Source organism: Methylobacterium ajmalii (assembly GCF_016613415.1).
Taxonomy (GTDB): domain Bacteria; phylum Pseudomonadota; class Alphaproteobacteria; order Rhizobiales; family Beijerinckiaceae; genus Methylobacterium; species Methylobacterium ajmalii.
Map to the genome: position 1 here is coordinate 1 of NZ_JACWCT010000010.1, position 20,456 is coordinate 20,456.

Consider the following 20,456-nt stretch of genomic DNA (forward strand, 5'->3'; position numbering starts at 1 on the left):
AGTTGGTCATAGGTCCAGACACAGGGCCGATACAGCGCCATCTGGCGCCAGCACCTGTATCCAGAGCAAAGCACTACAGCCACAAGGCGGCCTTCACCGAGCGCTTACGGTCCATTGTCAGAGCGAACGTGCGCAGGTACGCCACGCAGGATGAACAAGTCCGAGAGCACATCGACCACGTCCGGTGCCTTGAGCTTGCGCGCTACCCGGATCGCCAGGCACTCGCGGGTGAACTCGTCGATGACGTTCAGCAGGCGGACCTTACGCCCGTCATGCGTGCGCGCCTCGACGAAGTCGTAGGACCGGACGTGGTTGCGGTGCTCGGGCCGCAGCCGGACACAGGAGCCATCCCCGTCCCACAGCCGGCCCTTCCTGGGCTGACGGGCCGGTACCTTCAGCCCCTCCTGCCGCCACAGCCGCTCCACCCGCTTGTCGTTGACCAGCCAGCCCGCCGCCCGCAGCAGGGCGGCGATCTTGCGGTAGCCGTAGCGGCCGTACCGGCGCGCCAGCTCGACCAGGTCGGCCAGCAGCGCCGCCTCGTCGTCTCTCCCCCGCGGCACCTTGCGCTGCGTCGAGCGATGCTGTCCGAGTGCACGACAGGCGCGCCGCTCGGAGACCGTCAGCACGGTCCGGACGTGCTCGATGCAGGCGCGCCGGCGCGCGGGGCTCAGAAGTTTCCCCGGGCGGCCTCCTGCAGGATCAGCTTGTCGAGCGTGAGATCCGCAATCGCCTTGCGCAGCCGCTGGTTCACGGTCTCCAGCTCCTTCATCCGGCGCACCTGGTCGGACTTCAGCCCGCCGAACTCCTTGCGCCAGCGGTAATACGTGACCTCGGTCACGCCGATACCCCGGATCGCGTCTGCCACGCTCTGCCCCTGCGAGACCAGCACGTCCACCTGCCGCAGCTTGGCCACAACCTCTTCCGGTTTGTGCTTCTTCGTTCCCATCGCGTCCGTCCTCCGTCGGCTCAAAGCCATACTTCAGGGCGGACCACTCCGATGGGGGCTGACCAGGTGCTCCGGGAAGTGCTCGATGCCGACAGGGTCGAGGCACCCGAAGCGACCTTTGAGACTGCCACCATGGCGAGATCACGATCGTGTTGTGTTCAATTTGATCGGCAGTATATGACTGAATCATTCAGTCTCTATGATATTATCTGAAATAAAACGTATTTCTGCCCATGTCCAACAATCGCTCCATTCAGTTGCAACGACTTTTCCACATTTGCAAGCTCGATTCGGCCCATCGCACCCGGAGGAACCGCAGCATCCGAAATCTTTTCCGCAAGATACGAGTGAATTTTCAACTACATATTTTGGATTTAAGGCGAATTCGTTAATTGCGGCAAGTCGAATGATGCTTGTTTGATGGCCGCCCCCATGAAACATGCTCGATGATCGTTCTTTCATCCGAATTATTAATCCGGGTGGAACGGGTGACTGCTCGTCGCCGACGGACTCATCTCGCTGGCCTACGTCGCCCCACTCACACGAGAGAGTCAAGATTCTCCCGCACGATCTGCATGCAAGGCGCGTCATGCTTCCTCCAGAGTTGCCGACGAGGACTATCGCACTACATAATTATGTATAATAGCCCTATGATATAGATTCTAGTGCGCATGGCTGACGTAATGCTGTCGGATCAATTGAAAGCCCTCAGGCCGCCGCCACGCGTTTCCCGATCAGCCGCGCCTTCCACCCCAGCGCCGGCCGCTCGACGACGTGCCAGGACAGGGCTGCTACCGCCAGCGTGAGGACCAGCGACGGCCCGAGCAGCGCCCAGGCCGAGGCGGCGGGCATCAGCGCGTGCAGGGCCTGCTGCACCGGCCAGCCGTACAGGTAGGTGCCGTAGGAGAGGTCCGCCCGCGGGTCGAGGGCCGGGTGGCGCACCGGGGGGATGAGGCCGAGGCAGAGCACCGCGTAGGCCTCGGCGAGGAACAGCACCGGCGGGTAGAGGGCGGTCCCGTGCAGGAGAGCCGCCAGCACGAGGCCCGCGAGCGCCAGCGGCCAGCTCAACGGGGCCCGGTCGGCGTAGAGGAAGAGCGCCGCGCCGGTGGCGAAGATCAGCGGCAGCCGCAACGAGGTCTCGAGGCCCTTCGGCATCTCGCCGGCGCGCAGCCCGGCCGCCGCCAGGGCGACGGCGAGGCCGGCGATCAGCAACGGGCAGAGCCAGCGCCAGCGCAGCGTCCCCAGGAGCCCCGCCGCCAGGAGGCCGAGGTAGCACAGCACCTCGTACTTGAGCGTCCAGACCGTCCCCATCGGGAAACGGAACGGATTGTCCGAGAACACCCCCGGCAGGGCGGCGTTGCTCTTGAAGGTGGTGAGCGTGCCCTGGACGAACCGCCACAGGCCCGGATCGGCCCAGTAGGCGGGGAGCGGCAGCGCCGTCATCAGGCTGCCGAGGCCGAGCGAGACGACGAGCGTCGCCGCCACCAGCCCCGGGGCGATGCGCAAAGCCCGGGCGACGACGTAGTCGCGCGGCCCCCGGCGCAGGAGGCTCATGGTGACGAGGAAGCCCGAGACGGCGAAGAAGCCGTTCACCGCGTGCTCGCCGAGCGTGTAGCCGGTCAGCCGCGCCAGCGGCTCGTCGAGGACGGCGCCGGTGGTCACGCTGAAGCCGTGCGAGACCACGACGAGGAGCGCGAGCGCCAGGCGCACCGCCCCGAAGGCGTTGTGCGGCCTGTCGAGGCCGGCCGCGACCGTCACCACGGCGCGGCTTCCTGCGGCGGCGTTTCCGTCAGGCCCTCCTGCGCCAGCGCGGAGCGGCCGTTGCGGGCCGCCCAGGCACCGGCGACCGAGCCGCCGTAGCGCTCCAACCCGGAGCGGCGGAAGGCGAGCGCGGCGAGCAGCGCCTTCACGCCGTTCTTCGCCAGCATCGCACCCGTGGGGTCGGGCAGGCCGTACTTTCGCGAGACGTAGGATCGCGACCAGGCCTGGTGCCAGCGCGAGCGGCGCACCCGGCCGGGCGCCGAGGCGCTCGACGCGCCGCGGCCGTGCAGGGCCACCGCGCCGTGGACGTGGACGAGCGCCCGGCCCGCATCGGCGATGCGCCGGCAGAGGTCGTCGTCCTCGTAGAACAGGAAGATGTTCGGATCGAACCCGCCGAGCGACAGGAAGAGGTCGCGGCGTACCATCAGGCAGGCGCCCGACAGGAACGGCGCGCAGGCATCGCCCTCCGGCGGATGGAGCCGACCGCCCGGGTTGGTGAGGTAGGGCGCGAGCAGCGAGCGCGGCTGGAAGAAGAAGCGCCCGTCCGGCTCGACGATGCGGGGCGCGAACAGCCCGGCATCCGGATAGGCCTCGGCCGCGGCGAGCAGCGCGTCGGCGCTGCCCGGCTGGAGCTCGACGTCCGGATTGACGATCAGCGCGTATTCGGCGCGTCCCGCCGCCCAGACGCCGGCATTATTGGCCCGGCCGTAGCCCTCGTTGCGGGGCAGCCGCAGCACCCGCGCGCCCAGCGTGGCGGCGAGGTCCGCCGAGCCGTCGCGGCTCGCGTTGTCGACGACGAGCGCCGGGACGTGCTCGCGGGCGAGCGCCGCGAGGCAGGCCGGCAACACGCCGGCACTGTCATGCGCGACGACGACCGCGACGAGACCGGGCACCGGCTCCGATCAGCCCTGCTTCTGCGGCAGGTTGAGGCGGATGTGCAGCTCGCGCAGCTGCTTGGGCCCGACCTCGGAGGGCGCGCCCATCATCAGGTCCTCGGCGCGCTGGTTCATCGGGAAGAGCACGACCTCGCGGATGTTCGGCTCGTTGCAGAGCAGCATCACGATGCGGTCGACACCCGGCGCGATGCCGCCGTGCGGGGGGGCGCCGAGCTTCAGCGCGTTCAGCATGCCGCCGAACTTCTCCTCCAGGACCTCCTTGGGGTAGCCGGCAAGGCCGAAGGCCTTCTCCATCACCTCGGGGCGGTGGTTGCGGATCGCGCCCGACGACAGCTCGATGCCGTTGCAGACGATGTCGTACTGGAACGCCTTGATGCCGAGGATCGTCGCGTGGTCGGCGGGATCGAGCGCCATGAAGGCGTCGTGGTCGAAGTTCGGCATCGAGAACGGGTTGTGCGAGAAGTCGACCCGCTTCTCGTCCTCGTTCCACTCGTACATCGGGAAGTCGGTGATCCAGCAGAACGCGAACTGGTCCTTGTCGGACAGGGCCAATTCGTCGCCGACGCGGATGCGGGCCTTGCCGGCAAGCCCCGCCGCCTTGGCCTCGGGCCCGGCGGAGAAGAACACCGCGTCGCCGGCCTTGAGCCCGGCCTTGGCGGCGATGGCGGCTTGCGCCTCCGCCGGCACGAACTTGGCGATCGGCCCGCGGCCGGTGAGCGTCCCGCCCTCCTCCTCGAACACGATGTAGCCGAGGCCGGGCGCGCCCTCGGAGCGGGCCCAGTCGTTGAGCTTGTCGAAGAACGAGCGCGGCTGCGAGGCGGCGCCGGGGGCGGGCACCGCCCTGACCACGCCGCCGGCCTTGATGGCGTTCTTGAACGCGTTGAAGGTCACGTCCTCGCGCAGGAACTCGTCCGTCACGTCGGCGATGACGAGCGGGTTGCGCAGGTCCGGCTTGTCGACACCGTATTTCAGCATCGCCTCGGCGTAGGGGATGCGCACGAAGCTCGGCGAGACGCGCTTGCCCTCGGCGAATTCCTCGAACACCGAGCGCAGCACCGGCTCCACCGCCTGGAAGACGTCTTCCTGGGTGACGAAGCTCATCTCGATGTCGAGCTGGTAGAACTCGCCCGGCGAGCGGTCGGCCCGGGCGTCCTCGTCGCGGAAGCACGGCGCGATCTGGAAGTACCGGTCGAAGCCGGCGATCATCGTCAGCTGCTTGAACTGCTGCGGGGCCTGCGGCAGGGCGTAGAACTTGCCCGGATGCAGGCGCGACGGCACCAGGAAGTCGCGCGCGCCCTCCGGCGAGGAGGCGGTGAGGATCGGGGTCTGGAACTCGAAGAACCCGCCCTCGCGCATCCGCCGGCGCAGCGAATCGATGATCGCGCCGCGGCGCATGATGTTGGCGTGCAGCTTCTCGCGGCGCAGGTCGAGGAAGCGGTACTTGAGCCGCGTCTCCTCCGGGTATTCCTGGTCGCCGAAGACCGGCATCGGCAGTTCGGCCGCGGCGCCCAGCACCTCGAGGTCGGTGATGTAGACCTCGACCGCGCCGGTCGGCAGTTCCGCGTTCTCGGTGCCGGCGGGGCGCTGGCGCACCCGCCCGTCGATGCGGATCACCCACTCCGAGCGCACGGCTTCCGCCGCCTTGAAGGCCGCGGAATCGGGATCGATCACGCATTGCGTGATGCCGTAATGGTCGCGCAGGTCGATGAACAGCACGCCGCCATGGTCGCGGACGCGGTGGCACCAGCCGGAGAGGCGGACGGTCGCGCCGACGTCGGACGGGCGGAGCGCCCCGCAGGTATGGGAACGATAGCGGTGCATGGGCGTGTCTTCGCTGTCCAGAATTCTTGCCAGATGTCTTGCCGGGACCCTTGCCAGGATCTCGGCCGTCTCGACCGGGCTGGCAGGCCGGGCGCGCGGGTAGTCCGCCCGCACGCCAGAGTGTGCGGCACCCATTCGCGAAGGGGGGAACGAAGTCAAGCGCGGGGCCTCGGCGGGGGCGCATTCCCGCTTGTGGAACAAAAAGCGAACAATTATATTATCCCCATGGATCAGCACAGCTTTTTCGGCTCCTTCGAGCCGCACCCGGACCCCTTGCCCGACACCCTGCCGGATCCACCCCGGGATGCCCCCGCGGCGACCCGGACTGCGCCACCGGAGGCCTGCGCCATGCCCGTCGACCACCACGACGCCGTCCACGAAGGCCCGCCCGCGTTCATCGAACGCCAGAACGCATTCGTCGAACGCCCGCCCGCGTTCGTCGAACGCCAGGACGGCGCCTGGCGGGTCCTGCCGATCGAGGGCCGGTTCGAGCTCGTCTACGAGGACGGCAACGGCGCCTGGAGCGTGCGCCGGCTGCAGGCGCGCGAGCTGAAGATCGGTCCCGGCCGGGTGCTGGTCGGCGGCACCGACCGGGACCGGGACGGCTACCGGGGCTTTCGCGCCGACCGCATCCACCGCCTGACCGACCGGGACACCGGCGAGCGGGTCGAGCACAACATCCTCGACTGGCTCACCCGCCGGGCGGAAGCGGCGCGGCGGGCCCGCGCGGCGGCCCTGCGCCGGAAGACCTTGCCCGAGGCGGCTCGGCCCGAGGCGGTTCGTCCCGGCGGGAAAGCCCGCGCCGCGTGATTTTCGCTGTCCGCGGCGCCCAATCCCCATAACCCACGGTGCCGGCGTCTCGCGGCGTCTCGCGCTGGGCGACCGGCTCCGCTATAGCCGGACCCATGAAGCTGATTACTTCGACGGAAGACCTCGCCTCGGTCTGCTCGCGCTTTGCCACGCAACCCTTCGTGACCGTCGACACGGAGTTCATGCGCGAGACGACCTACTATCCGAAGCTGTGCCTGATCCAGATCGCGGCACCGGACGGATCGACCGCGCTCGTCGACCCGCTGGCGCCCGACATCGACCTCGCGCCGTTCTTCGCGCTGATGGGCGACGAGGGCGTGCTGAAGGTCTTCCATTCGGCCCGCCAGGACCTCGAGATCATCTGGCTGCTCGGCGGGCTCCTGCCGCAGCCGTTCTTCGACACGCAGGTCGCCGCGATGGTCTGCGGCTACGGCGACTCGGTGTCCTACGAGCAGCTCGTCAACGACGTCGCCAAGGCGAAGATCGACAAGTCGTCGCGCTTCACCGACTGGTCGCGCCGGCCGCTCTCGGACGCGCAGCTGAGCTACGCGCTCTCGGACGTCACCCACCTGATCAAGGTCTACGAGGTGCTGGCGCGCGAGCTGATCGCGACCGACCGCGGCGCCTGGCTCGACGAGGAGATGGCGGTCCTCACCTCCCCCGACACCTACCGGGCCGACCCGGAGCATGCCTGGAAGCGCCTGAGCTCCCGGATGCGCAAGGCCCGCGAGATCGCGGTGCTGATGGAGGTGGCGGCCTGGCGCGAGCGCGAGGCGCAGACCCGCAACGTGCCGCGCGGGCGCATCCTGAAGGACGAGGCGGTGATCGACATCGCCACCTCGGCGCCCCGCAGCGTCGAGGCGCTGGGGCGCCTGCGCACGATCCCCGCCGGGTTCGAGCGCTCGCGCACCGGCACCGACATCCTGGCCGCCGTCGAGCGCGGCCTGTCGCGCGATCCCGCCTCGGTGCCGACCCCCGAGCGCGGCCGCGCCCGCAGCGGCGGCAACGGCGCGCTGGTCGAGCTCCTCAAGGTGCTGCTCAAGGCGGTCTGCGAGGAGGAGCGCGTCGCGCCCAAGATCATCGCCACCGTGGACGACCTCGAGGCCCTGGCCGAGGACGGCGCCGCCGACGTGCCGGTGCTGCACGGCTGGCGCCGCGGCCTGTTCGGCGAGAAGGCGCTGGCCCTCAAGGCCGGCCGCCTGGCCCTGTCGGCCGAGGGCGGCCGCGTGGTGGTGCGCGAGCTGCCCGAGGCCTGAGAGCGGAGCCCTCGCGGGGACCGGTGGCGACGCCGGTTCCGCAAGGCCCCTCCTTGCCCGTCGCGGCCTCAGCGGCCGGCGATGCGGGGCTCCCGCCGGCCACTGCGCCGCGCCGCCGCCAGTGCCGTCCCGCCGATCAGCCCGGCTGCCGCGATCAGGCCGATATGCAGCCACATCGGGTCCGCGGCGACGACCCGGTCCTTGGCCTGCGCGTCGAACCGGCCGTGGGCACCGTGGTCGCGCTTGGCGTCGACCGGCTCGAACAGGTTGTCGGGCCGGCCCCGCCGCGCCGCATGCGACGTCATCTCGCCCCGGTAGCCGTGGCGGGCGAGGTAATGGTCGGTGAAGGCCGGTGCGGCCTGCGCGCCGAAGATCGCGAGCCAGGACGGGGTGCCGATCCAGAGTTCCCGCGGCGCGTCGTGGGCGGCCCGCACGATCTCCTCGGCGATCGCCTCGGGCTGGAAGATCGGCGGCACCGGCTCGAGCTTGCGCGGCAGGCGCGAGCGGGCCCAGTCGAATTGCGGCGTGTTCACCGCCGGCAGCTGCACCATCGTCAGGCGGATGCGGCTGCGACGATGCAGCAACTCGGTGCGCAGGCTGTCGACGAAGCCGCGCACCGCCGCCTTGGCGGCGCAATAGGCCGATTGCAGCGGGATCGACCGGTAGGCGAGCGCCGAGCCGACATGCACGATGGTGCCCCGGTCCGAGGCTTTCATGTGGCGCAGCGCCGCCAGCGTGCCGTGGACCTGGCCGAGATAGGTGACGTCGGTGACGCGCTGGAACTCCTCCGCGGTCATCTGCCCGACCTCGGCGTAGACCGTCACCATCGCGTTGTTGACCCAGACGTCGATGCCGCCGAACTCCTCCGCGAAGGCATCCGCCGCCCGCTCCACCGCCTTCGGGTCGGCGACGTCGGCGCGGTAGCCGAGCGCCCGGCCGCCGGCCGCCTCGACCTCCGCGACCGCCGCCGCGATCCCGGCCCGTCCCCGCGCGACGATGCCGACGTTCCAGCCCCGGCGCCCGAAGGCCGCCGCCACGGCGCGCCCGACCCCGGCGCTGCCGCCGGTCACCACGACGGTGGGGCGCGTTGTTCCGCTCATCCGATTGCTCCTCGCGACACCTGCGTCAGCCCCGACAACGCGCTGGGGCGCTTCCGGGTGCAGGGAGTTCGGGAAGACGGGGACGTGCCGGATCGGCGGGCAGTCTGCCCGCTGTTATGTCTATACACATGGGCCGGGCGCCGGTACGACGGGCGCGACCGGAAGGCCCGGGCGGGAGGGGACGATGAAGGCGTTGGCGGCAGGTTTGCTGGGAGCGGTCGCGCTGGCGGGGCCGGCGCTCGCCCAGGAGACGAAGGTCACCGTCGGCCTGTCGGGCTGGACGGGCTTTGCTCCCCTGACGCTCGCCAAGGAAGCCGGCATCTTCAAGAAGAACGGCCTCGACGTCTCGCTCAAGAAGATCCCGCAGGCGAGCCGCCACCTCGCCATCCGCTCCGGCGACGTGCAATGCGCCGCCACCACGGTCGAGACCTGGGTGGTGTGGAACGCCAACGGCGTGCCGACGAAGCAGATCTTCCAGCTCGACAAGTCCTACGGGGCCGACGGCCTCGCCGTGCGCAACGACGTCGCCGCGATCAAGGATCTGAAGGGCAAGACCGTGGCGGCCTCGGTGCCCGGTACCGCCCCGTATTTCGGGCTGGCCTGGATCCTCAAGGCCAACGGCCTGTCGCTCAAGGACGTGAAGGTCGTCAACATGGAGCCGGGTCCGGCCGCGCAAGCGTTCATCGCCGGCCAGAACGACGCCGCGATGACCTACGAGCCCTACCTGTCCTCGGTGCGCGCCGCGCCGCAATCGGGCAAGATCATCGCCACCACCCTCGACTACCCGATGGTGATGGACACCTTCGGCTGCACGCCCGAGTTCCTCGACCAGAATCCGAAGGCCGCCAAGGCGCTCGCCGACAGCTACTTCGAGGCGCTCGACATGATCGCCAAGGATCCGCAAAAATCCTACGAGATCATGGGCGCCGACGTGAAGCAGACCGGTGAGGCCTTCGGCAAGTCGGCGCAGTTCCTGCGCTGGCAGGATCGCGCCGCCAACAAGGCGTTCTTCGCCGGCGAGATCCAGAAGTTCTCCGAGCAGGCGGCCGACCTGCTGCTCGAGATCGGCGTGATCCGGCAGAAGCCCGACATCGCCGCCCTCGCCGATCCGCGCTTCGTGCAGTGACCGGCTTGCGCCCGCTGCAGCCGGTCGGCGGCCCGGCGAAGGTTCTTCTGGGCCTGAGCTTCTTCGTGCTGTTCGTGGCGGCCTGGGCCGCCGCGACGCTCGGCGGGCTGGTGCCCAGGACCTTCCTGGCCGACCCCGTCACCATGGTGCAGGACGGCTGGCTGCTGCTGACCCGGTTCGACTTCCTGTCGGATATCGGCATCACGGTGTACCGGGTGGTCGGCGGCTTCCTGCTCGCCTCCCTGATCGCGGTGCCGCTCGGCGTGATGATGGGGGCCTACAAGCCGGTCGAGGCGTTCTTCGAGCCCTTCGTCTCCTTCGCCCGCTACCTGCCGGCCTCCGCCTTCGTGCCGCTGCTGATCCTGTGGGCCGGCATCGGCGAGACGCAGAAGCTGCTCGTCATCTTCATCGGCTCGGTGTTCCAGCTGATCCTGATGATCGCGGTCGCGGTCGGCCAGGTCCGGCGCGACCTCGTCGAGGCGGCCTACACGCTGGGAGCGAGCGACGCCGGCATCATCCGCCGGGTGCTCATCCCGGCGACCGCCCCGGAGATCGCCGAGATCCTGCGCCTCGTGCTCGGCTGGGCCTGGACCTACGTCATCGTCGCCGAGCTGATCGGCTCGTCCTCGGGCATCGGCCACATGATCATCGAGAGCCAGGCCCTGCTCGCCACCGGCCAGATCATCTTCGGCATCATCGTCATCGGGCTGATCGGCCTCGTCTCGGACTTCCTGTTCAAGGCGGCCAACCGGCTCCTGTTTCCCTGGAAGCTCGCCTGATGCGGGACACCATCGAGGTCGCGGTCGAAGGCGTGGCGCGGGTCTTTCCCGGCCACCGCGGCGGGAAGCCCGTCCAGGCCCTCTCCCCCACCGACCTCACCGTCGCCAAGAACGACTTCATCACCATCCTGGGGCCCTCGGGGTGCGGGAAGTCGACGCTCTTGCGCATCATCGCCGGGCTCGACCGGCCGAGCGCCGGCCGCGTCCTGGTCGGAGGCCGCGAGGTCCGCGGGCCCGGCCCCGACCGGGGCATGGTGTTCCAGTCCTACACCCTGTTTCCCTGGCTCACGATCGCGGAGAATATCGGCTTCGGCCTGCGCGAGCGCGGGGTGCCGGCGGGCCGGCGCCGCGAGATCGTCGCGGCCTACATCGACAAGGTGGGTCTGCGCGGCTTCGAGGGGCATTACCCCAAGCAGCTCTCCGGCGGCATGCAGCAGCGCACCGCCATCGCCCGGGCGCTCGCCAACGACCCCGCCATCCTGCTCCTCGACGAGCCCTTCGGCGCGCTCGACAACCAGACCCGCGGGCTGATGCAGGAACTGCTGCTCGGCATCTGGGAGCGCGAGCGCAAGACCGTGATCTTCGTCACCCACGACATCGAGGAGGCGATCTTCATGGCCTCGCGGGTGATCGTGATGACGGCCCGGCCCGGCCGCATCAAGGCCGACGTCCCGGTCGATCTCGGCCATCCGCGTCACTACACCCTCAAGACCAGTCCCGAGTTCTCGCGGCTGAAGGCGCAGCTCACCGAGGAGATCCGGGCCGAGGCGGTGCTGGCGGCGACGGCGCATTGAGGACGGCCACGGCCGATCGAAATCCACCTAGCTCCGCTCGAATCCGCCGGCCTATGAACTAACTGCGTCCCCCTGGCTCGAACCCGGGTCCCGCCCTCAAGCGGTGGCGACCGGTCAGGAGGATCGCATGAAGGCTTTCGTCGTCCGACAACCCGGCGGCCTCGACCGCCTGGAGATCGCCGAGCGGCCCGATCCCGGCCAGCCCGGCCCCGGCGAGGTCCGGGTCGCGATCCGGGCGACCTCGCTCAACTTCCACGACCTGATCGTGGCGAGCGGGCGCTCGCCGGCCGAGGACGGTCGCATCCTGATGTCGGACGGGGCCGGCACCGTCGAGGCGGTCGGTGCGGGCGTCACCGACTTCGTCCCGGGCGACCGGGTCGTCTCCTGCTTCTTCCCGCATTGGACCGACGGGCTGCCGCAGGCGCCGGTCGGCAACTTCGCTCGCGTCCCGGGCGACGGCGTCGACGGTTTCGCGCTGACCCACGCGGTGCGGCCCGCCGGGGCCTTCACGCAGGCGCCGCGGGGCTGGAGCCCGGCCGAATCCGCCACTATCACCACCGCGGGTCTCACGGCCTGGCGGGCGCTGGTCGGTGATGGCGGGCTCAAGGCCGGCGACACGGTGCTGGCGCTCGGCACCGGCGGCGTCTCGATCGCCGCGCTCCAGATCGCCAAGGCGATGGGGGCGGCGGTGATCGTCACCTCCTCCTCCGACGCCAAGCTCGAGCGGGTGCAGGCGCTCGGCGCCGACCACACGATCAACTACCGTACCCATCCCGATTGGGGCCGCCAGGTGCGCGACTGGACCGGGGGTGTCGGCGTCGATCACGTCGTCGAGGTCGGTGGGCCCGGTACCCTCGCGCAGTCGATCGAGGCGGTCCGCGTCGGCGGCCACATCGCGCTGATCGGCGTGCTCACCGGGCGGGCCGGCGAGGTGCCGACCTCCGCGCTGATGGCCAAGCAGGCCCGGCTTCAGGGTCTGATCGTCGGCAGCCGGCGCCAGCAGCAGGACTACGTCGCGGCCCTCGACCGGACCGGGATCCGCCCGGTGATCGACCGCACCTACGCCTTCGCGGAACTGCCCGAGGCCTTCCGCCACCAGGAGAGCGGGAGCCATTTCGGCAAGCTCTGCGTCGCCTGGTAGTCCCGGGCGCCTCGCAAGGGCCTGCGGCACGTCGTAAGAGCCTGCGGCACGTCGTAAGAGCCTGCGGCGCCCGGCCGTACCCCTGGCCGCGCATTCCCGCGCTCGACGGCGCCGCGGCATCCGGGATATGGGCTCGTCATGAACGGAATCGTGGTGGTCGGCACCGGCCAGGCCGGCTTTCAGCTCGGGGCCTCCCTGCGGGAGAACGGCTATGCCGGCCCGGTGACCCTGGTCGGCGACGAGCCGGGCCTGCCCTATGGCCGCCCGCCCCTGTCGAAGGCCTACATGCTCGGCAAGACCGACGCGGCCGGCCTGTCGCTGCGGCCGGAGGCCTACTTCGCCGAGCACCGGCTGAGCGTGCGCGGCGGCGAGCGGGCGGCCGCCATCGATCGCGCCGGCCGCCGCCTCCTCCTCGCCTCGGGCGAGACCCTGCCCTACGACCACCTCGTCCTGGCGGCGGGCGCGCGCAACCGCCCGTTGCCGGTGCCGGGCGCCGACCTGCCCGGTGTCCACCAGCTGCGCACGCTCGCGGAGGCCGACGCCCTCAAGGCGGCCCTCGCCGGGGCGACTTCGGTCGCGGTGGTGGGGGCGGGCTTCATCGGGCTCGAATTCGCGGCGGTCTGCGCCCAGGCCGGGATGCCCGTCACGGTGATCGAGGGGCTGGACCGTCCCCTCGCCCGGGCGGTCTCCGCCGACATGGCGGCGCTGATCGAGGCCTCGCACGTCGCGGCCGGGGTGCGGTTCCTGTTCGGCAGTGCGGTCTCGCGCATCGTCGGGCCGGAGCGCGCCCGCGCCGTCGCGCTGGCGGACGGGCGCGAGGTCGCCGCCGACCTGGTCCTCGTCGGAATCGGGGTGATCCCCAACGACGCGCTGGCGGCCTCGGCCGGCCTGCGGGTCGAGAACGGGGTCGCGGTCGATGCGATGCTCGCCACCGAGGATCCCGCGATCTCGGCGATCGGCGACTGCGCCAGCTTCCCCTCGCCGCATGCCGACGGTGCCCGGGTGCGGATCGAATCGGTGCAGAACGCCGTCGACGGCGCCCGCTGCCTCGCCGCCCGCCTCGCCGGCCGGCCCGCCGCCTTCGCGGCGGTGCCGTGGTTCTGGAGCGACCAGGGCCCGCTCAAGCTCCAGATCGCCGGCCTGTCCGGGCCGCAGGACCAGGCGGTGCGCCGGGACGCACCCGGCGCGGGCGTCTCGGTCTTCCGCTACCGGGACGGGCGGCTGGCGAGCGTCGAATCGCTCAACCGCCCGGCGGACCACATGATCGCCCGGCGCCTGCTCCAGGCCGGCCGGGGCCTGACGCCCGACCAGGCGGCGGATCCCGGCTTCGACCTCAAGGCGCTGGCGCTGGGGTGAGGCGCCCCGATGCGGCGCCCCGGACCCCCCTACCGGTCGTTCTCGGTGGTGAGCTCGCTCGGGGGGATGCCCTTGTCGGGCGCGTCGTCCGGGCGCAGCCGGGCGTCGGGGACCGCGCCCCCGGTCAGCTCCACGCCCGCAGCGACCAGGGCACCGCGGATCGCGGTGCGCTGCTGGGGCGAGGGCGGATACTGGCCCGCCTCGAACTGCCGGATGCTCTGCGCGTCGACGTTGGCGCGCAGGGCCAGATCGTCCTCCGACCAGCCCAGCAGGTCACGCCCCCGGCGCAGCTGCGCCGCCGTGATGTCGTCTCCGCCGTTCACTGACTCTCGTCCCCCGCCTGGTATGGGTTTGCCGCGCCTCGGCGGCGCGCCGTCCTGGCTAACGACGCGGCCCCGCTTTCGTTGCCACACCGGCAAGCTTTCGTGAGACCTGCCACATTACCGCCAAGCTTGCCGCATAAATGCAACAGTCGTCGGCAAGATGCCGATGCGGGCCATCCGCGCCGGCGGCCGGGGTTGCAGGCGTGCAGGGCCCTCTCTACGGTCCGCGATCAACACGACAATGCAATGGGGAATGCGATGAAGGCGATGCAGGTTGCGCTGGCCGCCGGTGCCGTCGCGCTGTTGGCGTCCGCCACGCAGGCTTCGGCCCAGAACATGATGGGCTACGGCCAGAAGAACCGGGACAAGGCGGCACAGCCGCAATACATCCCGCCGATGAAGGCGCAGGAAAAGGTCTTCCCGCTCGATTCGACCTGGACCGCGGTCAGCCTCAACGGCAAGCCCTTCGCCGGCGCCGACCGGCCGAGCTTCATCATCGACAAGCAGTACCGCGCCCGCGGCTTCGGCGGCTGCAACACCTTCGCGGCGACCGCCTTCCCGCTCAAGGAGCAGCACCTCGCGGTCGGCCCGCTGGCGCTGACCAAGCGCAGCTGCGACAAGGCGGTCGGCGCCTCCGAGATGCAGTTCTTCACTGCGCTCCGCACCTCGGGCCAGTGGGACCTCGTCGGCTCGCAGCTGGTGATCAAGAGCCAGGCCGGCGAGTTGCGCTTCGACCGCGCTCTCTGAGAATCATCCTTTCGCCGCATGCCACGACGGCCTCGCCCCTCGGCGGGGCCGTTCGCGCATGGGAAGGCCGCCGGAAACGATTTACCTCCGTGGTCCAGTGCTTTAAGGCGCTCTCGTCCGTCCGGCGCGACGGTCCGGGCCTCGGCTCCCGCCGCAGGCGCGGTACCGATGCGGCCTAAACCAGAAGAGCGGATGCGAGGAGGAACCGGGATGCGGTCGATGTCGAGGAGAATGCTGCTCGCGGCGGCGATGCTGGGGAGCGGCCTGACCGGCGCGCTGGCGCAGGACAAGACCCCGGTGAAGCTCGGCGCGATCGAGATCCTGACCGGTCCGAACAGCCGTTACGGCATCGCCATCCAGCGCGGCTTCGACCTCGCGCTCGCCGACATCAACAAGGCCGGCGGCGTGCTCGGCGGCCGACCGCTGGCCCTCGCCTACGAGGATTCGGCCGGCGCCAAGGAGCAGGCGCTCAACGCCGCCCGCAAGCTGATCGGCCGCGACAAGGTTCCGCTGATCCTCGGCCCCACCCTGTCGAACGAGATGTTCGCCGCCGGCCCCGTCGCCAACGAGCGCAAGGTGCCGATCGTCGGCACCTCGACGACCGCCAACGGCATCACGGCGATCGGCCCCTACGTCTTCCGCACCTCGCTGCCGGAATCCGACGTCATCCCGGTCACGCTCAAGACCGCGCAGACGAAGTTCGGCATCAAGCGCGTCGCCGTAATGTACGGCAACGACGATGCCTTCACCAAGTCGGCCTACGACGTGATGAAGGCCTCGCTCGAGAAGCTCGGCATCGAGACCCTGACCACCGAGACCTTCGGCTCGAAGGATTCGGACTTCTCCGCCCAGCTCACCAAGATCAAGGCGCTGAACCCCGACGCGATCGTGCTGTCGGCGCTGGTCGAGGCGGCCTCGGGCATCGAGCTCCAGGCGCGTCAGCTCGGCATTCCCGACAAGGTGTTCTTCATCGGCGGCAACGGCCTGAACTCGCCCAAGCTCGGCGACATCGCCGGCAAGGCGGCGGACGGCACGCTGGTCGGCAGCCCTTGGTTCATCGGCAAGCCGGACGCGGCCAACCAGGCCTTCGTCAACGCCTTCAAGGACAAGTACGGCGGCGACCAGCCCGACCAGTTCGCGGCCCAGGCCTACGACACCCTGTTCATCGTCGCCAAGGCGATCGACGCGGCCGGTGCGCCCGATTCCGAGAAGATCAAGGACGCGCTGATCAAGGTGAAGCACACCGGCGTGATGGGCCCGTTCTCGTTCTCCGACACCCGCGACCCGGCCGATACCTCCGGCGTGGTGGTGCTGGTGATGAAGGGCGGCAAGTTCCAGCTGCTGCAGTAAGAAACTCGATTACTGTCGAGACGCGGAAAAACTCCTCTCCCCGCCCGCGGGGAGAGGGAATGCGCACGGCACCCGGTTCACGATGGGATGCGTGGTAATACCTCCCGTCCTCCGACAGTGCCCCCCACCGATTGACCCGCCGCGCGATATCGGCCACGTCGCGCCCTCGTCATCCTGTTCGGCCCTGAAGCCGGACCGCAGCGGGCGCCGGGCGCCCATCGAACTCCCAGCAGCCCCATGCTTGAGCAGCAGCTCGTCAACGGCGTCGTGCTCGGCGCGACCTATGCCCTCTTCGCCATCGGCTTCACGCTGATGTTCGGGGTGATGGGCGTCATCAACCTCACCTACGGGGTCTACTTCGCGCTCGGCGCCTTCGCGGCGCTCTGGAGCACGCAAGGACTCGGCCTGCCGATCTGGGCGGCGCTCCCCGTCGGCGCGCTGATCGCGGGCCTCATCGCAATTCTCCTCGACACGCTGCTCCTCACCCGCCTGCGCAAGGCCAAGGCGCCCGAGCTCTCGTCCCTGATGGTGACGCTGGGCGCCACGCTCTTCCTCTATGCCGGCATGGCGGCGGCGCTCGGCACCGAGATCCGGCGCTTTCCCGCCGAGGTGTTTTCGGGCGGCGCCTACAGCCTCGGCGACGTGCGGGTCGGCACGACCCAGATCCTGATCCTCGCCGCCGCCATCGTGCTGATGCTGGCGCTGCTCGCGCTCGTGCGCGGCTCGCGGATCGGGCTCGCGATCCGGGCGGTGGCCGAGAACCCGGATGCCGCCGCGCTCATGGGCATCAACGGCGCCCTGATGCTGCGGGTGGTGTCGTTCCTGTCCGGCGCCATCGGGGGCGCGGCCGGCGTGCTGGTCGGGCTCAACTTCAACGCCATCCAGCCCTTCATGGGCGAGCACATGATGCTGCGCGGCTTTGCCGTCATCATCGTGGGCGGCCTCGGCGACCTGCGCGGCGCGCTGCTCGCCGGCCTCATCCTCGGCCTCGCCGAGGTGCTCACCGCCGCCTACCTCTCCTCGACCCTCAAGGACATGATCGCCTTCGCGCTCCTCGTCGCCACCCTGTGGTTCCGTCCGCTCGGCCTGTTCGGCCGCGCCGCCGCCAAGCGGGCCTGATCGTCATGTGGGAAGCCCTCGACGACTTCTACTGGACCTACCAGAGCCTGATCCACGCGATCGGCGTGAACGGCATCCTGGCCCTGTCGGTCTACGTGGTGCTGGCGGTGGGCCAGCTCTCGCTCGGCCAGGCCGCCTTCATGGGCGTCGGCGCCTATACCGGCGCCCTGCTCTCGGTGAAGTTCGGCGTGCCGTTCGGCGTCGCCATGCTGGCCTCGGCCGTGGTGCCGGCCCTGCTGGCGCTGGTCGTCGGCGGGCCGACGCTCCGGCTCACCGGCGTCTACCTCGCCATCGCGACGATCGGGCTCGGCGAGATCACCCGCATCGTCTTCCTCAACTGGGACTATGCCGGCGGCGCGCTCGGCCTCTCCAGCATCCCGGAGCGCGGCGGCGTCTTGGCGATCTACGGCACGCTCGTCGTGCTGCTCGTCGGCCTGACGCTGGTGGCGCGCTCCCGCGTCGGCCGCGCCATGGAGGCGATGCGCGAGGACGAGGCGGCGGCCGGCGTGATGGGCGTGAACCTGCCGCGCTACCGGCTGGTGGCGCTGGTCGTGTCCTCGGCGATGGCCGGGGTGGCGGGCTGCCTCTCGGCCCACGTCTCCTCGTTCATCGGCCCCAACGAGTACGGGTTCGAGGCCGCGGTGACGATCCTGAGCTACGCGCTGCTGGGCGGCATCGGTTCGCCCCTGGCGCCGGTGCTGGGCTCGACCATCCTGACCCTGCTGCCCGAGGTGCTGCGCCCGCTCGCCGATTTCCGCCTGATGGTGAACGGCCTGATCATCGTGCTCGCCGTCCTCTTCATGCCGCGGGGCATCCTGCCCTGGCGCATCGCCCGGACCGGCTGACGACCATGGCACTGCTCACCGTCCAGGGCCTCACCCGCCGCTTCCAGGGGCTCGTCGCGGTCGATTCGGTCGACTTCGCGGTCCAGCCCGGCACCGTCCACGGGCTGATCGGCCCGAACGGCGCCGGCAAGACCACCCTGTTCAACCTCGTCTCCGGCGTGCTCGCTCCCAGCGCCGGCAGCGTGCGCCTCGGCGACCAGCCCCTCGACGGGCTGGCGCCCTACCGGCGCACGGCGCTGGGCTTGGCCCGCACGTTCCAGAACATCCGCATCTTCTCCGAGATGACGGTGCTGGAGAACGTGATGACGGGCCTGCACACGCGCCTGTCCTCGACCTGGGGCATTCTCTTGCGCGGGCCCGGCTTCCGGGCCGAGGAGCGTCAGGCCAAGGCCAAGGCGCGCGACCTCCTGGCTTTCGTCGGCCTGTCGGAGGCGGCGAACGCCCGCGCCGGCGACCTGCCCTACGGCGACCAGCGCCGGCTCGAGATCGCCCGGGCGCTGGCCTGCGAGCCGCGCCTCGTCCTCCTCGACGAGCCGGCCGCCGGCATGAACCCGGCCGAGACCCACGCTCTCCTCGGCCTCCTGCGGCGCCTGCGCGACGAGCGCGGCCTGACCCTGCTGCTCGTCGAGCACGACATGCCCCTGGTGATGAGCCTGTGCGACCGGCTGACGGTCCTGAATTTCGGCCGCCGCATCGCCGACGGCACGCCGGCCGAGGTGCGCGCCCACCCGGCGGTGATCGAGGCCTATCTGGGCACCGGCAGCCACGAGGTCAGCGTGAGCCGGGGAGCGGTCTCGTGAGCGAACTTCTGGCGGTCGAGGGCCTGCGCCTCGGCTACGGCCGGGCCGACGTGGTCCACGGCATCGGCCTGACGGTGCGGCGCGGCAGCATCGTGTCGCTGATCGGCTCGAACGGTGCCGGCAAGACCACGATCCTGCGCAGCCTGTCGGGCCTGATGAAGCCCAGGTCCGGCCGGGTGCTGTTCGGCGACGAATCCCCCGTCGACATCGCCGGCGAGGCGGCCCACCGCATCGCGCGCCGCGGCATCGTCCAGGTGCCGGAGGGCCGCCAGGTCTTCGCCAACATGACGGTGGCGGAGAACCTGCGGCTCGGCGCCTACCACGTCCCGGGCCCCGAGGCCGCGCGACGCCAGGCGGCGGTCGAGGCGCGGTTCCCGCGGCTCGCCGAGCGGCTGCGCCAGCAGGCGGGCTACCTGTCGGGCGGCGAGCAGCAGATGCTCGCGATGGGCCGCGCGCTGATGGCCGAGCCGGTGCTGCTGCTGCTGGACGAGCCCTCGATGGGCCTCGCCCCCCTCATCGTCGACGAGATTTTTTCCATCATCGCCTCGCTGCGGGCCGAGGGGCGCACGATCCTGCTCGTCGAGCAGAATGCCAGCGCGGCGCTCGCCATCGCCGATTACGCCTACGTGCTCGAGACCGGCCGCATCCGCCTCCAGGGCCAGGCGGCGGAGATCGCCCGCAACCCGGAGGTGACGGCGGCGTATCTCGGGGTGTGAGGGCTTTGCGCCCTCACGCCGGCTTCCGAGCTCACTGCCACACCCCCGCCTTGCGCGCCTTGGCGTTCGCTTCCGCCGCCTGCAATTCCTGCGGGGCGCCCGGCGCGGCGCGGCCGCCGCCGTTGAACAGCACCACCTCGGACAGGTCCTGCTCGCCGGCGCGGCAGCGGTAGAGGTCGGGGCCGCCGACCGGCTGGCACGTCACCTCGCGCCGGCGCAGGTACTGGCGGAACTCGCGGGCGTAGCTTCCGCCCTGGCCCTCGACGCCGGCGAGCCGCACCGCCTGCCCGTCGAGGCGCAGCCGCCCGGTATCGATCACCCGCGGCACGCCGGTGAGGCTCGGGGCCGTACGCTCGCCGGGATTCTGCCAGGCCGGACGGGCGGAACTGCGGGCCGTGCTCCCGGTCTCGCGTGCGGTCTCACGCGCTTCGGGGGCGGGCGGGGCCGGGTGAGCCTTGGCCCATTGCGCCGCCACGTCCTGGAACAGCGCCTCGGGCCCGTCGCCGGCACCGTTCTCGGCCGCGCTGCTCGACACGATCGTGCCGACGAGGAGGTCGCCGATCGTCCCGACGAACAGGCCGTCCCGGCTCGCCGGGTCGTCGGCGCCCTCGGGAGGACGGGCGAGGCCTGCGAGCAGCGCCAGCAGGGCGGTGCGCCGCTCCGCCGCCGGCGCCGGACCGGCGACGACGCGGTCGTAGACCGGGCGGCCGTCGCGGCCGAGATGGCGCAGGCTCGCGCTCCCCGCCCGCCGCGCCTCCGGCGTGTCGCGC

The 20,456-nt window shown here is 70.7% G+C and carries 19 protein-coding genes and 1 pseudogene; 13 read left to right on the plus strand and 7 right to left on the minus strand.

The window, feature by feature from the left end:
• Positions 1 to 107: 107 nt before the first annotated feature.
• The 4 genes and pseudogenes from HPY23_RS01960 to aspS form a co-directional block, all read right to left on the minus strand.
• Positions 108 to 946, minus strand: a pseudogene (locus HPY23_RS01960) (IS3 family transposase); the annotation flags it as partial.
• A 708-nt stretch (positions 947 to 1,654) separates the two neighbouring features.
• Entirely contained in the window at positions 1,655 to 2,707 is a 1,053-nt protein-coding gene (locus HPY23_RS01965; protein WP_091887040.1) for an acyltransferase family protein, read from the minus strand.
• A complete protein-coding gene (locus HPY23_RS01970) occupies positions 2,701 to 3,600 on the minus strand; it encodes a glycosyltransferase family 2 protein (RefSeq protein ID WP_091887038.1) in 900 nt (299 codons plus the stop codon). The genes HPY23_RS01965 and HPY23_RS01970 overlap by 7 nt, the downstream gene beginning before the upstream one ends.
• A gap of 9 nt (positions 3,601 to 3,609) precedes the next feature.
• Positions 3,610 to 5,424, minus strand: a complete 1,815-nt coding sequence (gene aspS / locus HPY23_RS01975) for an aspartate--tRNA ligase (protein ID WP_091887036.1) — start codon at positions 5,422 to 5,424, stop codon at positions 3,610 to 3,612.
• A gap of 348 nt (positions 5,425 to 5,772) precedes the next feature.
• Between aspS and HPY23_RS01980 the strand changes: the two genes are divergently transcribed.
• Positions 5,773 to 6,234: a hypothetical protein gene (locus tag HPY23_RS01980; RefSeq protein WP_236012483.1), complete on the plus strand. Its 462-nt coding sequence runs from the start codon at positions 5,773 to 5,775 to the stop codon at positions 6,232 to 6,234.
• 95 nt (positions 6,235 to 6,329) lie between these two features.
• Positions 6,330 to 7,490, plus strand: coding sequence for a ribonuclease D (rnd, locus tag HPY23_RS01985; protein WP_060846247.1), 1,161 nt, complete (start codon positions 6,330 to 6,332; stop codon positions 7,488 to 7,490).
• Between the two features lie 68 nt (positions 7,491 to 7,558).
• Here rnd and HPY23_RS01990 read toward each other — a convergent pair whose 3' ends face one another.
• Positions 7,559 to 8,590: an SDR family oxidoreductase gene (locus tag HPY23_RS01990; RefSeq protein ID WP_091887034.1), complete on the minus strand. Its 1,032-nt coding sequence runs from the start codon at positions 8,588 to 8,590 to the stop codon at positions 7,559 to 7,561.
• Positions 8,591 to 8,774: 184 nt separating this feature from the next.
• On the opposite strand from HPY23_RS01990, the gene HPY23_RS01995 reads away from it, so the two are divergent.
• The 5 genes from HPY23_RS01995 to HPY23_RS02015 all read left to right on the plus strand — a co-directional run bounded on the left by HPY23_RS01995 (position 8,775) and on the right by HPY23_RS02015 (position 13,786).
• Positions 8,775 to 9,716, plus strand: coding sequence for an ABC transporter substrate-binding protein (locus HPY23_RS01995; protein WP_091887032.1), 942 nt, complete (start codon positions 8,775 to 8,777; stop codon positions 9,714 to 9,716).
• Between the two features lie 5 nt (positions 9,717 to 9,721).
• The gene (locus tag HPY23_RS02000) at positions 9,722 to 10,495 is read left to right on the plus strand and encodes an ABC transporter permease (protein WP_091887084.1); all 774 of its coding nucleotides are present in this window, start codon (positions 9,722 to 9,724) and stop codon (positions 10,493 to 10,495) included.
• Positions 10,495 to 11,289: an ABC transporter ATP-binding protein gene (locus tag HPY23_RS02005; protein WP_091887030.1), complete on the plus strand. Its 795-nt coding sequence runs from the start codon at positions 10,495 to 10,497 to the stop codon at positions 11,287 to 11,289. The genes HPY23_RS02000 and HPY23_RS02005 overlap by 1 nt, the downstream gene beginning before the upstream one ends.
• Before the next feature lie 127 nt (positions 11,290 to 11,416).
• Positions 11,417 to 12,430, plus strand: coding sequence for a zinc-dependent alcohol dehydrogenase family protein (locus HPY23_RS02010; protein WP_091887028.1), 1,014 nt, complete (start codon positions 11,417 to 11,419; stop codon positions 12,428 to 12,430).
• Positions 12,431 to 12,568: 138 nt separating this feature from the next.
• A complete protein-coding gene (locus HPY23_RS02015; protein ID WP_091887026.1) occupies positions 12,569 to 13,786 on the plus strand; it encodes an NAD(P)/FAD-dependent oxidoreductase in 1,218 nt (405 codons plus the stop codon).
• A gap of 29 nt (positions 13,787 to 13,815) precedes the next feature.
• Here the strand turns inward: HPY23_RS02015 and HPY23_RS02020 are convergent, their stop codons facing one another.
• The gene (locus tag HPY23_RS02020) at positions 13,816 to 14,109 is read right to left on the minus strand and encodes a helix-turn-helix domain-containing protein (RefSeq protein WP_060846253.1); all 294 of its coding nucleotides are present in this window, start codon (positions 14,107 to 14,109) and stop codon (positions 13,816 to 13,818) included.
• Positions 14,110 to 14,367: 258 nt separating this feature from the next.
• On the opposite strand from HPY23_RS02020, the gene HPY23_RS02025 reads away from it, so the two are divergent.
• From HPY23_RS02025 to HPY23_RS02050, 6 genes are all read left to right on the plus strand, one after another.
• Positions 14,368 to 14,856, plus strand: coding sequence for an META domain-containing protein (locus HPY23_RS02025; RefSeq protein ID WP_060849246.1), 489 nt, complete (start codon positions 14,368 to 14,370; stop codon positions 14,854 to 14,856).
• Positions 14,857 to 15,075: 219 nt separating this feature from the next.
• Positions 15,076 to 16,206, plus strand: coding sequence for an ABC transporter substrate-binding protein (locus HPY23_RS02030; protein WP_236012482.1), 1,131 nt, complete (start codon positions 15,076 to 15,078; stop codon positions 16,204 to 16,206).
• Positions 16,207 to 16,443: 237 nt separating this feature from the next.
• Positions 16,444 to 17,325, plus strand: coding sequence for a branched-chain amino acid ABC transporter permease (locus HPY23_RS02035; RefSeq protein WP_091887022.1), 882 nt, complete (start codon positions 16,444 to 16,446; stop codon positions 17,323 to 17,325).
• A gap of 5 nt (positions 17,326 to 17,330) precedes the next feature.
• Positions 17,331 to 18,170 carry a branched-chain amino acid ABC transporter permease gene (locus HPY23_RS02040; RefSeq protein ID WP_060846256.1) on the plus strand — a complete coding sequence of 280 codons (840 nt, stop codon included), beginning with the start codon at positions 17,331 to 17,333 and terminating at the stop codon, positions 18,168 to 18,170.
• A gap of 5 nt (positions 18,171 to 18,175) precedes the next feature.
• Positions 18,176 to 18,970 carry an ABC transporter ATP-binding protein gene (locus HPY23_RS02045; protein ID WP_091753281.1) on the plus strand — a complete coding sequence of 265 codons (795 nt, stop codon included), beginning with the start codon at positions 18,176 to 18,178 and terminating at the stop codon, positions 18,968 to 18,970.
• Entirely contained in the window at positions 18,967 to 19,686 is a 720-nt protein-coding gene (locus tag HPY23_RS02050; protein WP_091753282.1) for an ABC transporter ATP-binding protein, read from the plus strand. The genes HPY23_RS02045 and HPY23_RS02050 overlap by 4 nt, the downstream gene beginning before the upstream one ends.
• 31 nt (positions 19,687 to 19,717) lie before the next feature.
• Here the strand turns inward: HPY23_RS02050 and HPY23_RS02055 are convergent.
• A partial coding sequence (locus HPY23_RS02055) for a thermonuclease family protein (RefSeq protein WP_420891298.1) occupies positions 19,718 to 20,456 on the minus strand: 739 nt, incomplete at its 5' end.